The organism is Lacticaseibacillus boliensis (genome assembly GCF_054784775.1).
In genome coordinates this window covers 82,468-95,000 of sequence record NZ_BAAIHN010000009.1, presented here as the reverse complement: position 1 = coordinate 95,000, position 12,533 = coordinate 82,468, and the positions used below count along the sequence as shown (strand labels likewise).

General features: G+C 54.1%; 12 protein-coding genes. 9 read left to right on the top strand and 3 right to left on the bottom strand.

Annotated features, from left to right (window positions below):
• From ACYVRB_RS05945 to ACYVRB_RS05925, 5 genes are all read left to right on the top strand, one after another.
• On the top strand, positions 1-3,035 hold a 3,035-nt coding region (locus ACYVRB_RS05945; protein WP_461214186.1), incomplete at its 5' end, for an Ig-like domain-containing protein.
• Between the two features lie 267 nt (positions 3,036-3,302).
• The gene (locus ACYVRB_RS05940) at positions 3,303-3,644 is read left to right on the top strand and encodes a hypothetical protein (RefSeq protein WP_461214184.1); all 342 of its coding nucleotides are present in this window, start codon (positions 3,303-3,305) and stop codon (positions 3,642-3,644) included.
• A 22-nt stretch (positions 3,645-3,666) separates the two neighbouring features.
• On the top strand, positions 3,667-3,915 hold the full coding sequence (locus ACYVRB_RS05935) for a hypothetical protein (RefSeq protein ID WP_461214183.1): 249 nt from the start codon (positions 3,667-3,669) through the stop codon (positions 3,913-3,915).
• A 634-nt stretch (positions 3,916-4,549) separates the two neighbouring features.
• Positions 4,550-5,473 carry a hypothetical protein gene (locus ACYVRB_RS05930; protein WP_461214181.1) on the top strand — a complete coding sequence of 308 codons (924 nt, stop codon included), beginning with the start codon at positions 4,550-4,552 and terminating at the stop codon, positions 5,471-5,473.
• 12 nt (positions 5,474-5,485) lie between these two features.
• On the top strand, positions 5,486-6,217 hold the full coding sequence (locus tag ACYVRB_RS05925) for a hypothetical protein (RefSeq protein ID WP_461214180.1): 732 nt from the start codon (positions 5,486-5,488) through the stop codon (positions 6,215-6,217).
• Between the two features lie 49 nt (positions 6,218-6,266).
• Here the strand turns inward: ACYVRB_RS05925 and ACYVRB_RS05920 are convergent, their stop codons facing one another.
• The gene (locus tag ACYVRB_RS05920) at positions 6,267-6,746 is read right to left on the bottom strand and encodes a DUF2507 domain-containing protein (RefSeq protein ID WP_461214179.1); all 480 of its coding nucleotides are present in this window, start codon (positions 6,744-6,746) and stop codon (positions 6,267-6,269) included.
• Between the two features lie 108 nt (positions 6,747-6,854).
• Here ACYVRB_RS05920 and racE point away from each other — a divergent pair, with 108 nt between their 5' ends.
• From racE to ACYVRB_RS05905, 3 genes are all read left to right on the top strand, one after another.
• Positions 6,855-8,282: a glutamate racemase gene (gene racE / locus ACYVRB_RS05915; RefSeq protein ID WP_461214177.1), complete on the top strand. Its 1,428-nt coding sequence runs from the start codon at positions 6,855-6,857 to the stop codon at positions 8,280-8,282.
• Positions 8,283-8,463: 181 nt separating this feature from the next.
• Positions 8,464-8,979 (top strand): YfcE family phosphodiesterase, encoded by a 516-nt coding sequence (locus tag ACYVRB_RS05910; protein WP_461214176.1) that lies wholly within the window; start codon positions 8,464-8,466, stop codon positions 8,977-8,979.
• Between the two features lie 197 nt (positions 8,980-9,176).
• The gene (locus ACYVRB_RS05905; RefSeq protein ID WP_461214175.1) at positions 9,177-9,851 is read left to right on the top strand and encodes a hypothetical protein; all 675 of its coding nucleotides are present in this window, start codon (positions 9,177-9,179) and stop codon (positions 9,849-9,851) included.
• 121 nt (positions 9,852-9,972) lie between these two features.
• Here the strand turns inward: ACYVRB_RS05905 and fba are convergent, their stop codons facing one another.
• Positions 9,973-10,854: a class II fructose-1,6-bisphosphate aldolase gene (fba, locus tag ACYVRB_RS05900; RefSeq protein ID WP_461214173.1), complete on the bottom strand. Its 882-nt coding sequence runs from the start codon at positions 10,852-10,854 to the stop codon at positions 9,973-9,975.
• 292 nt (positions 10,855-11,146) lie between these two features.
• Between fba and ACYVRB_RS05895 the strand changes: the two genes are divergently transcribed.
• Entirely contained in the window at positions 11,147-11,575 is a 429-nt protein-coding gene (locus ACYVRB_RS05895; protein WP_461214172.1) for a CopY/TcrY family copper transport repressor, read from the top strand.
• A 57-nt stretch (positions 11,576-11,632) separates the two neighbouring features.
• Here ACYVRB_RS05895 and ACYVRB_RS05890 read toward each other — a convergent pair whose 3' ends face one another.
• A complete protein-coding gene (locus ACYVRB_RS05890; protein ID WP_461214170.1) occupies positions 11,633-12,439 on the bottom strand; it encodes an alpha/beta hydrolase in 807 nt (268 codons plus the stop codon).
• Between the last annotated feature and the right edge of the window lie 94 nt (positions 12,440-12,533).

Genomic DNA, 12,533 nt, shown 5'->3' with positions numbered 1-12,533 from the left:
CGCCAGGCGCCACTGTCGAAGTGAAGAATCCGGATGGCGACGTGGTAGGAACTGGCACCGTCGGTGACGATGGTAAGTTCGATGTCACCGTGCCAAAGGACGGTGCAAAACCAGGCGATCCGCTGTCCGTGACCCAAACCGAACCAGGCAAGGATCCAAGCGACACGACGACCGTAACTGTAACGACGCCAGAACAGACGAAGTCTGAAACGCCAACCGGCGTCACCGCAACAGGTCAAGAAGACGGCAGCACGGAAGTCACGGGTACAGGGACGCCAGGCGCCACTGTCGAAGTGAAGAATCCAGCAGGCGACGTGGTAGGGACTGGTACTGTCGGTGACGATGGTAAGTTCGATGTCACCGTGCCAAAGGATGATGCAAAGCCAGGCGATCCGCTGTCTGTGACCCAAACCGAACCAGGCAAGGATCCAAGCGACACGACGACCGTAACTGTGACAACGCCAGAACAGACGAAGTCTGAAACGCCAACCGGCGTTACCGCAACAGGTCAAGAAGACGGTAGCACGGAAGTCACGGGTACAGGGACGCCAGGCGCCACTGTCGAAGTGAAGAATCCAGCAGGCGACGTGGTAGGGACTGGTACTGTCGGTGACGATGGTAAGTTCAATGTCACCGTGCCAAAGGACGATGCAAAACCAGGCGTTCCGCTGTCCGTGACCCAAACCGAACCAGGCAAGGATCCAAGCGATACGATGACCGTAACTGTAACGACGCCAGAACAGACGAAGTCTGAAACGCCAACCGGTGTTACTGCAACAGGTCAAGAAGACGGTAGCACGGAAGTCACGGGTACAGGGACGCCAGGCGCCACTGTCGAAGTGAAGAACCCAGATGGCAAAGTGGTAGGGACTGGTACCGTCGGTGACGACGGTAAGTTCGATATCACCGTGCCAAAGGATGATGCAAAACCAGGCGACGATCTGACAGTCACTGAGACAGAAGATGGCAAGCAGCCGAGTGATCCAGCAACTGCGACTGTAACGACGCCAGAACAGACGAAGTCTGAAACGCCAACCGGCGTCACCGCAACAGGTCAAGAAGATGGCAGCACGGAAGTCACGGGTACAGGGACGCCAGGCGCCACTGTCGAAGTGAAGAATCCAGCAGGTGAAGTGGTAGGGACTGGCACCGTCGGTGACGACGGTAAGTTCGATGTCACCGTGCCAAAGGATGATGCAAAACCAGGCGATCCGCTGTCCGTGACCCAAACCGAACCAGGCAAGAATCCAAGTGACACGACGACCGTAACTGTAACGACGCCAGAACGGACGAAGTCTGAAACACCGACCGGCGTTACCGCAACAGGTCAAGAAGACGGTAGCACGGAAGTCACGGGTACAGGGACGCCAGGCGCAACGGTTGAAGTCAAGACACCAGGAGGTGAAGTTGTAGGCACAGGCACTGTTGGTGACGATGGTCAGTTTGAAGTGAAGATTCCAGAAGGGACCGTCAAGCCAGGTGATGGTCTGAGCGTCACCGAAACGGAGCCGGGCAAAGATCCAAGTAGCCAGGTGATCGTTAAGGTGCCGGATGCCGTTACTGGCGGAGAAACCACACCGATGAACGATAAGTCGAAGACACCAAGCGGTGTTGAAATTGTGACAACGGACGATGGTGGAACCTATGTCAAAGGTTCTGGTACCCCAGGCGCAACGGTTGAAGTCAAGACACCAGGAGGTGAAGTTGTAGGCACAGGCACCGTTGGTGACGATGGTCAGTTTGAAGTGAAGATTCCAGAAGGGACCGTCAAGCCAGGTGATGGACTGAGTGTGACCCAAACCGAACCGGGCAAAGATCCAAGTAGCCAGGTGATCGTTAAGGTGCCGGATGCCGTTACTGGCGGAGAAACCACACCGACGAACGATAAGTCGAAGACACCAAGCGGTGTTGAAATCGTGACAACGGACGATGGTGGAACCTATGTCAAAGGTTCTGGTACCCCAGGCGCAACGGTTGAAGTCAAGACACCGGGAGGTGAAGTTGTAGGCACAGGCACCGTTGGTGACGATGGTCAGTTTGAAGTGAAGATTCCAGAAGGGACCGTCAAGCCAGGTGATGGTCTGAGCGTCACCGAAACGGAGCCGGGCAAAGATCCAAGTAGCCAGGTGATCGTTAAGGTGCCGGATGCCGTTACTGGCGGAGAAACCACACCGACGAACGATAAGTCCAAGACGCCAGGTGGTATCGAAATTGGTAGCACTGTCGATGGTGGTGTTTATATCAAAGGTTCTGGTACCCCAGGCGCAACGGTTGAGATCAAGACGCCAGGTGGCTCAGTAATCGGTGAAGGAATCGTCGGTGACGATGGTCAATTCGAAATCCACATTCCAGGTGGCGTGGTTAACCCTGGTGACAACCTTACTGTTTTCGAAACCGAAAATGGTAAGCAGCCAAGTGATGGCGCAACAATTAAGATGCCAAACACTTCTGTCACACCGGGCAACGTGACCTCGACTGTTGATGAGGGCGGCAACGTTCACATCGAAGGCAATGGCGTTCCAGGCGCAACGGTTCAAGTTAAGGATCCGAACGGTAATGTTGTGGGTGAAGGTGTGGTCGATGGTAATGGTGAATTTGATGTCACCGTACCAGCAGACACTGTAAAGCCGGGCACGACCCTTGGCATCACCGAAACCGAACCTGGCAAGCTGTCGAGTTCGATGACGGCAGTCAAGGTACCAGATACGATCGCAAGTGTTCGGAACTCGTTGCCAGCTACTGATGCTGAAGGAACGGTTGCGACGAACCTTGGGAACCCAGCAGGGACGACGGCACAACCTGGTCAAGTGACGCAACCAGCAACCGGCGTGACGACTACGCCAGTGAATGCTGGTACAACCACTGGCACGACTGATGGTGCTCGAGCAACACTGCCGGCAACCGATGCGGCGACATCCAGAGCATCATTGCCAAGCACTGGTGAAGAGAACGGTGTTGCCATTACAGCATTTGGTGGCGCACTGATCCTTGGTCTGATTGGTTTAGCAGGCGACCGCCGTAAGCGCAAAAATTAGCTTTGTAAAAAGCAACTAATGCCGGAAGCACCGAATGGTATCAATGATGCCGGTTCGGTGCTTTTTATCTATTGATGTTTAAATAATCGTGATGGGGGAGCTGGTTATGAAGTAAATCTAGTGGATAAAAATTCTAACTATCTTTGGAGGGGTAGCAATGAAGTTTTTAAAGTCTAAGCAATGCGGCACACAAGTCGATGGCTACATCGAGTACGACTGAGCGCCAGCAGTGGAATCCCTTGAATCTCGACGACAGCACGTTTGTGTTTGCGCTGGATACGTTCCTGCCAAAACGGGCGCCAGATCGTGCAGTACTTGTTGAAGGCGGGCGTCGAAAAAGTCGGCTTGTATTCTGCATATTTGGACATCAACCTGCAACAAGAGATCGATGCCTGGGCAGCGCGATATGAAATCGATGGCCAAAAGCTGCAAGTGATCAATCAGTTGCTGCGACTGCAGGCAACCGACAGCAGCGTGGGACAGACACCGATCCAACTGCCGAAAGCGGCCAACGGCTTGTTTGATGATCGCGGCATTTTGAAAGAAGAGACGTACTGTCGCCAAGACGGGAACGATCAGCTATGCCCAAGGAAATCAGCAAAATGTTGAGCTTTTCGACAAAAATGGGGTCTTGCAGCGCGACTTCACCGACATGGCGGCTTTGACGCAGTGGTGGCTGAATGACGCGTTCACAGCCAATACCCGCTTCTTGGGGCGCTTCAACCATCCGGATTACGCGCCGTTTTTGAAAAACGCCAACGTTGAAGCGGTGCCGTATCTGACCGTTGCGGCCTTCATCGTTGCCAACTGTCCGGTTGCGCAAGGGTTGGCGCAGGTGCTCGGTCGTGATGTGGCGTTGTTGCGACTCAACAAAGGTTAATCTGCCGTTCCAAATCGGTCGCCATAACGCCCCTTCACCCTCGGATGAACCACCACGCAAAAGAAAAATCACTTGCAACAGGCGTATGCCGTGCAAGTGATTTTTTTGCGGAATCGGTGGTTCTTGATGGTGTCAAAATGAATCGGGGCTTTCATCAGGTTGTGCAGGCAATCAGATTGGATTAACGAATGTGAATACGCAACGGCAAATTAAAGGCACGACAAAGACGCGTTTTGAGGTACCAAAACGCGTCTCGGCAGGCCAATCTTTGCCTAGCTCTTCGTTGTTTTTATTCATCTTATATTGGTGGTACGGTTCGATTACCCTGTCCTTGCCGTGGTATGGTCACACAGCTTCATGGCGCGTGCGCTCTGGGTAGTAGGATCCCGGCACGAGGCCGGCGAACCCGATCCAGTATGCCCCCATGGAAGCAAGCGACCCTGCAGTGCCGCTTCAAGGAGACACGATGAATTCGTTATCAAGATAGCACGTGTACAATCTAAATGCAAGCGTTTTGCACATATTTTTTAAATTGGTCTATTAACAAGATATCTTCATATAAATTGATATATAGGCGTCAAACGCGACAATCTAAATATTGGTCTGTATAATCATGACTAAGGAGGTGACGTCGATGAATCACGGGCGCTGGCTGTGGGTCGTCGGGACGTTGGTCGGCGAAACGTCGCGCTTACGCTATTTTCCAGACGGGCATCTTGAACGCGTCGCCGGATTTTGGGTGGCGGTCAATCGGCTGGCGAAGCGCGCCGGAAGCAAGCCCTTGCCGGTTGCCCGGCAAATGGTGTTTTTGACGATGACGAATGAGTTGTTGCTTCCAAGAGACCGTGCTCAGACCGAGGAAGCGACTGAAGAAGCCGCAACCAAACAACTGGTCGTCGCCAGTTCCGGCCCGGCGTTACAGCCATTGCAGTATTCTGATCAGGTGACGGTGCATGGGTGGTTGGAAAGACAATGGCTAGTGGTGCCACCGGATTTACGTGCGACCAAAAAGCTATCACAGGCGACTATGGCCCAGCGGCAAGCAGTGCATACTGCCTTTGCCTTATGGGTACAGCAATATCAGCGGCCAACGCGGCAATGGGCGGTTGTCGCCAAGACGCTCAGCCGCTTGAGTCAGCGCTATGTCGCCGGGGAACTTTCCTTGGCGGCCTTCATCAGCCGTAGCGAGCGCGTGGTCGCGGCCCGGATCCCCAAGACAAGTAAGAAGTTTGCCGCGCTGGCGACGAAGCTTGTGGGCATCGCCGCCACCTATTCGCCAGAGCGCTTGGGGTTGGTGGTTCCGGTATTGACGATGACGGCGTACAAGCATGTTGCCGCAAGCGGCCGCTATGGAGAGCCGCGGTGGCCACAGGCAGATTATGATCCCGAACAGGCGGCAGATCCGGCGTATCAAGAAGCGATGTTAGACGCGTTCAGACGCTCCCAACTTTTCCGTAACGACCAAGGGCTGCCGCTAAACTTCGGTAGCCAAGGGTATTATCAAGAGGCAAACCGCTGGACCCAGGCCGCGGTGGCGGCGTGGCTTGACGCCCATTAAGGAGATGCAGGCATGACGATGAAAAAGTGGCTGGCAGAGTTCACCGTTGAAGGGGTGATCGTCGATGTGCAGGTGATTCATGCGATCATCAGCACGGGGAGGCACACGACAGTAGAAATGGTAAAGCTTAATGTCGACAGCGCGGTGTTGACCGATTTTGAGGTCAAAGAGTGGCCGCTACCGGAAACGTTGTATTTTCCGTTCGACCAGATCGTCGCCGATCGCCCGGACATCGGCGATCGGGTGAGTTTGATCGCGGAAGTTGGTACTGCGGCTTTGGCCAATGCGGAAGACGCCCCGAGAATCGCCAAGTATCAAGAGAATCAATTCAAAGAGATTGTTGGCAAGGCGCGCAGCTTCAGCAAGCGCTTCGCCGGTAGTAAAAAGCCGGCGTTCGATGAATTGACCGCCCAGTATATCGATACCGAAATCGATTTTGACGGGTGGCTGGCGGCGCAAAAAGAGTTGATGCCCACCTCCAAGATGCTCGACCGGCTGCAGACGGTTTTGACCACGATCGAAAAGCCGCGCCGTGCTGTGTTGAAGCAATCGACACATCAAGTGGCGGTGGCGGAGTCGCTGATCAGCGTTCAGCTGATTCCAGGCGGCCGGTTTCCCCATCACAACGAGCCTCTAGGCAAACGCGTGGGCGAGCGGTTTTACCGGGTCTCATCAGAAGACGCCGACGCGGAGTTTGCCCGCATCGAAGCCGAGGCCAAACAGCTTGGCCAACACGCCGACTAAGCGTAAAAAAATAGCCATCACGCGATCGCGTGGTGGCTATTACTGACTGCTACAGGGCATCAGTCAGGGAGATATGCGTTTGGGTTTGTGGCTGGACGGTTTTTTCGTCGAGAATGACAGTCAACGTGACGCTTTGTTTGTGCCGATCGGCGTCTGCGCTGGCTTCGACCACGCAACCGAGTTCTTGTTGGAGGCTTTGCGCCAAGAAACCAGCCTCTAAGCGGAAGTCGGGATCTTTGAAGTTTGCCATGCGCGTCGCAACGACGGTGCCGCTGAGCGTGTAGGTCCGCTGGTGGCGTTTGCTGGCAGCCAATGTCAGCGTGCCGAAACCGACGCGTGCAAACAGCGTCGTTAGGTCCGCTTCGACCACCGGCAACCGACGAGCGAGACTGCGGCCCGCCCAGTAAGTGATGGCTTCGTTTTCTTTGCCCAGCAGATCGGGCAACAACAGATCCCGCAACATCAGCTGACCGAACAGCGGCCCTTCTGCGGAGAGGTTGAGTAGTTCTGGATAACTAGCTTTGGCCATGATTGCCTCCTATTCTTGTCTATTATAGCGAAAAGCGGCCGTGCTTGCGACTTGAATTTTTCTGCAAAAGCGGGGACAATTAAGGTTCAAGGAAGGGAGTACGTATTGATGAATACTCAACCAATCGGCTTCATCGATTCCGGTGTAGGCGGGCTGACCGTGGTCAAAGAAGCCTTGCGTCAGTTGCCTAATGAAAATATCATTTTTCTCGGTGACCAGGCACGCCTACCATACGGACCGCGGCCTGCCGCGCAGGTGCGCGCTTTTACCTGGCAGATGGTCAATTATTTGCTGGACAAGCACATTAAGATGCTGGTGATCGCCTGCAACACCGCCACGGCGGCGGCCCTGGATGATTTGAAGGCCAAGCTATCGATCCCGGTGATCGGCGTCATTCAGCCCGGCAGTCGCGCCGCGTTACGGCAGTCGACCACGGGCCATATCGGGGTGATCGCCACGGTGGGGACGGTGCATTCAAAAGCCTATGAACGCGCCATCCGCAACAAAGACAAACGCGTCAAGGTGACGAGCCTGGCCGCGCCTAAGTTTGTGTCGGTGGTCGAATCCAACGAGATGCGCTCACCGGTTGCCAAAAAAGTCGTGGCAGAGACCTTACGCCCACTGACGCGCATGAACATCGACACCTTGGTCATGGGCTGCACGCATTACCCGCTGTTGCGCCCGCTGATTCAAAACGTGATGGGCGACAAGGTCACCTTGATCGATTCCGGCGCTGAAACCGTCAGCGACGTGTCGATGTTGCTGGATTATTTTGACCTCGCCAACCCGGCGGCGACCCAACCGACGCGGGAATATTACACGACTGGGGGCGCGGAGATGTTTGACACCATCGCGTCACAGTGGCTGGACGAGAAGATCCAGGCGCAGCACGTGGACATCACCGACCAGCCGCAAGACGTTGTGGCCAGCCTGCCGACAACGGTGGTGGTGGCGTCTAAAAACGCCGGCAAGGTCAAAGAAATCGCGGCGATGTTTGCCAAACTCGGCGTCGCCGTCAAAAGCCTCGCAGACTATCCAGAGCTACCAAGCGTGCCAGAAACCGGGACCACGTTTGAAGAAAACGCGCGGCTGAAGGCCAACGGTTACGCCAAGGCGCTGGAGCTGCCGGTGTTGGCCGATGACTCTGGCCTGCAGGTCGATGCCCTCGGCGGCCAACCCGGCGTCTTCTCCGCGCGCTATGCCGGCAAAGGCCACAACGACGCCGCCAACAACGCGAAGTTGGTGGCGGAACTCGCCGGCGTCCCTGAAGCCAAGCGCACTGCACATTTTGTCAGCGTGTTGGCCTTGGCGCGGCCGGGCAAGCCCGATGAAGACTTGGTGGTACGCGGGCAAGTCGATGGTCGGATCATCGGGCTGCCTCAAGGCGACAACGGCTTCGGCTACGACCCCTACTTTTTCCTGCCAGAATACGGCAAGACGATGGCAGAAATGACGCCAGACGAGAAAAACAAGGTCAGCCACCGCGGCAACGCCTTGCGCAAACTCGAAAAAGAGTGGGATGGCTGGTTCAAGTAGCCAAAGCGGCGCAAAGCGGGTTTAGCTGGGAGTCTAAGATGGCTTGGCCATGGTGCGGCGAAGCCGTGCTGTGGAGCGAGACAGCTTAGACAGCCCAGCGTTGCTTTGCAAAGCTAGAGGAGCCAAAGCGGCGCAAAACGGGTTTAGCTGGGATTTTTGACACGGTTAAGGAGGAAACAACATGTATCTTGTGGCAGTGAGCGACACTCATGGCGATGCCGAGATCCTCAAGGCGATTGCTGAACGACATCAAGATGCGGCGGCATTTTTTTACGCCGGCGATTCAGAACTAACGGCAGATGATCCGTTATTCCAGATCTATCAACCCGTCGCTGGGAATATGGATTTTGATCCCGCGTTTCCGCTCACCGTCACCCGCGAGCTGCCGGGCTTGAAGGTGTTCATGACCCACGGCCACCGCTACAACGTTAATTTTTCCCTCGACCACTTGCTCGCGGCAGGGGAAGAAGCGCAGGCCGACCTGGTGATTTTCGGCCACACCCATCAGCTTGGTGTCGAAAAACACACCAACACAGTGCTTTTAAATCCTGGTTCCATCTCTCAGCCGCGCGGCGAGTTCGCCCACTTGCGCGGAACATACGCGACGGTGGTGTGGGATGCTGAGACGATCAAGGTCAGCTACCGCACGCGAGATGGGCAGGTTGTTAAAACGCTCGAGCGGGAGTTCCAGCGGTAATTAACCGGTCACAACTTGAGACATGTCATCATCTAAATAGCGTCGCATCAGCACTCGTTGTCTTTGAGTGGTTATGATGCGGCGCTATTTTATGGTTGATTTCTAATGGGGTACCAATGTTAACAAATGTATACATATGATATATTGAATTTTGGCGCATTTGCGTACATTTTTAGGGTTTCTAGGGGGAACTAAATGTGAAAAAGGTTTTATTCGTATCTTTTGTGACACTTTTATCCGTAGCTGTACTTGCGGGCTGTGGTAATAGCAGCCGCTCTGCAGGTGATTCGCAGTTGAAAGCCGATAATAGTAGCTTGAAACAACAAGTAAAATCATTGAAAGCACAGATTGCGACACAAAACGCATCCTCATCGGCTAAGGACACTGAAGTCGTCGCAGAAAATACTAACAAGACTACTAAATCAACCGCGGTCATGGGTAAAGAGTATATCATCAAGGATAAAGCGGGAAAGAAACTTGTCGGATTAACGCTGACACAGGCGGATAGCAAGTTTAGCGGTTTCGCGACCGAAGATGGCGTGATTGACGATCCTGATTTTAATCAGGGGAAAAAGGACAATCTTATCCAGCTTTCGATGAAGTATACAAATTATGGTCTTAATGATGAGTGGGGACCAAGTACCGGAATTGAGGTCTATGATTCAACTGGCGCACAGGCAACAAATGTCAGCTACGAAGATGGTGGTGACATGGTATCGGTTGGCCACTCGGGTACATTGACGACATGGTATACGTTGAGCCAAGTATACGCAACTAATAAGAAGCTCGAAATCGAATATTCTGAGTATTTGACTGCTGCAGGATCTAATGATGATGAAAAATATTCTGCAAAGTGGGTCGTTCAGCAATAAGACTTAAACAAGTGGCCTTTCTTGTTCATCATTGAGAAGATCGCAGGTTAATGATGGTATCTTAACGTCAAAAAAAACACCGGTCAGCAAACGCTGATCGGTGTTTTCATTAACTGTTAAATTAGATTTCTTCAGGAACCAACTTAACAGGCTTGGTGCCCATCCAGCCACAGATCTCTTCGAAAGTATCGGTGATGGCTTGGGTGCCAGGGGCGAGGAGCTTACGAGGATCGTAGCCCTTGCCTTGCTTGTCCTTGCCGGCTTCGATGTATTCACGAGTAGCCTTGGCAAAGGCGAGTTGGCATTCGGTGTTGATGTTAAGCTTGGAGATACCCATCGAGATAGCCTTTTCGACTTGGTCTTGAGGGATACCGGAACCACCATGGAGAACCAATGGCAATTCAACGGCGTCAGCGATTTCTTGGAGACGGTCGAAGTGCAGGCCCTTCCAGTTGTCAGGATATTGGCCGTGGATGTTACCAATACCAGCAGCCAAGAAGTCGATACCGGTTGCAGCTAAGGTCTTAGCTTCTTCAACAGATGCTAATTCGCCTTCGCCGACAACGCCGTCTTCTTCACCGCCGATAGAACCAACTTCAGCTTCGACAGAGATACCCTTGCTGTGAGCCAAGGCAACGATTTCCTTGGTCTTAGCAACGTTTTCTTCGAAAGGCAGGTCGTGGCCATCGAACATAACGGAGTTGTAGCCGGCAGCAATAGCTTCCTTAGCAGCTTCGAAGTCACCATGGTCGAGGTGAATAACAACTGGAACGGTGATGTCCATGGACTTAACCGTTGCTTCGATCAGTTGCTTGCACAGTTCATAGCCGCCCATGTACTTTGCAGCGCCCATGGAAGTTTGGATCAGAACTGGAACGTTCAGTTCTTGTGCGCCCTTGAGGATCGCGCGGGTCCATTCAAGGTTGTTGGTGTTGAACGCGCCGATAGCGTAGTGACCCTTGCGAGCAGCTTGAAACAATTCAGTGCCGTGTACTAATGGCATGTATAGTTCCTCCTAAAGAATGAAAACAGAATTTTTTTACTCTTTCATTCTAACATAATTTTCAGGATATGCGCACTAGATTTTACACTTGCGATGTAAGTCTTGCGGAATAATGGCGCGGCTTGGGTGATGGCGCTTTCATGATACAAACCGCATGAAAAAGGCACTCGCGCGTCGCGGCAAGGAAACCGATTGCCCAATTTTTCCACTGTAAGCGGTCATGAAAGGTGGTAAAATGTGAACCAACTTAAGCGGGGCAAATCGATGAAAGTCGATCACAAGGAGGAGCATTGTGACACCTAAAATAGATGAAATTACACCTGCGGAATGGGACCTGATGCGGATCGTGTGGACGAAGGGGAGTATCCACAGCCGCGAGTTGATCACGTTGTTACAGATGAAACGCGATTGGTCGGACTCGACCATCAAGACGTTGTTGGGGCGTCTGGTCAAAAAAGGGTTGCTGGCCGTCTCGCAAGAAGGCAGACGCTATGTTTATCGCCCCACCGTCAAAGAAGAAGTGGCGATGGACACGACAGTCCAAGAGCTGTTCTCACATTTGTGTGCCATGCGCAGGGGCCAGACGATCATTGACCTGGTCGAACAAACCCCGATGACCCAAGCGGATCTTCGAGGGCTGGCGACGCTGGTTCAAGCCAAGCTCAAAGACGCGCCGGAGATGGTGCAATGTGATTGTGTGCCGGGAGAAGCCGGCTGTTAAATCACAAACGCCGCGACACCACGATTCGTTTTTGAATCGCGATGGCGCGGCGTTTTTTCAATGCCACAAGAAGTCGTTGGTGGCCTTGATGACGCGTGGATTGAAGCGCAGTGCGCTGTGGCTGGCATCGGGGCCCGTGATGCGCTGTTCCCGATAGCTGGCGGCGCGCCCGGCAACCAAGAAACCTAATGCGCGCGTTGACGCGTTGAGGATGCGCCCGTCGGAATGGGTATCGTCGACATCGCCATACAGATTCAAGATGGCAACGGCGGGGAAGCGGCGGCGGATCAGCATTGCCTGGCGAAATTCCGGCGCCATCAGTCGCGGCCGGCCGTCGGGTTGAATGTGGTTGTGGCGCGGCTGCATGTGCATGCGCGGGATGCCGTCGAAGTTGCCGGCGATGCTGACCCACTTAACGACGCGCGGCAGGTGCGGGTCGTTGCCCCAGCCCAGCAGGTACCACTCGACGGCGGTGTTGCCCAGGCTGTGAGCGACGATGTTCACGCGCTGGACGTGGTAGCGCGTCGCCAGGCCAACCATCACGTTGTGAAGCCAGCGACACAGGCGGTGGTAGTCGACGGTATCAGCGTTTTGAAAAACCACCTGCACCAGCGGCCGCGGTGTCATTGCCGTCAGGTGCCCGCTGAAGTGGACCTGGCCGCGTGCAGACACCGTTGCCACTAACGCCGGCGTCGCGCCCACTTGCCGCTGGGCGGCTCGGATCAGCGGCAACATCGAGCGCTGGCTGCCATGGTGGCCGTGAAGATAAACGGTGACCGGCGCTGGCGTCGCCGCATGAACGATCGAAGCCGGCGCCAACACGAGGCCCAAAACCAGTAAGAATCCGCAAACCATGCGGCGCATGGCGATCACCTCCAGTTTGATTTTAGCGCAAGGATGCCGGCGACATAGGCTTGCCAAGAAAAACTTAAACTATCATAGGCGCAGGCTATACCCC

What these genes read in the sequence shown, in the direction of transcription:
- ACYVRB_RS05930 (WP_461214181.1), top strand. Translation starts at nt 4,550, where the DNA reads ATGAATCACGGGCGCTGGCTGTGGGTCGTCGGGACGTTGGTCGGCGAA.
- ACYVRB_RS05925 (WP_461214180.1), top strand. Translation starts at nt 5,486, where the DNA reads ATGACGATGAAAAAGTGGCTGGCAGAGTTCACCGTTGAAGGGGTGATC.
- ACYVRB_RS05920 (WP_461214179.1), bottom strand. Translation starts at nt 6,746, where the DNA reads ATGGCCAAAGCTAGTTATCCAGAACTACTCAACCTCTCCGCAGAAGGG.
- racE (WP_461214177.1), top strand. Translation starts at nt 6,855, where the DNA reads ATGAATACTCAACCAATCGGCTTCATCGATTCCGGTGTAGGCGGGCTG.
- ACYVRB_RS05910 (WP_461214176.1), top strand. Translation starts at nt 8,464, where the DNA reads ATGTATCTTGTGGCAGTGAGCGACACTCATGGCGATGCCGAGATCCTC.
- fba (WP_461214173.1), bottom strand. Translation starts at nt 10,854, where the DNA reads ATGCCATTAGTACACGGCACTGAATTGTTTCAAGCTGCTCGCAAGGGT.
- ACYVRB_RS05890 (WP_461214170.1), bottom strand. Translation starts at nt 12,439, where the DNA reads ATGCGCCGCATGGTTTGCGGATTCTTACTGGTTTTGGGCCTCGTGTTG.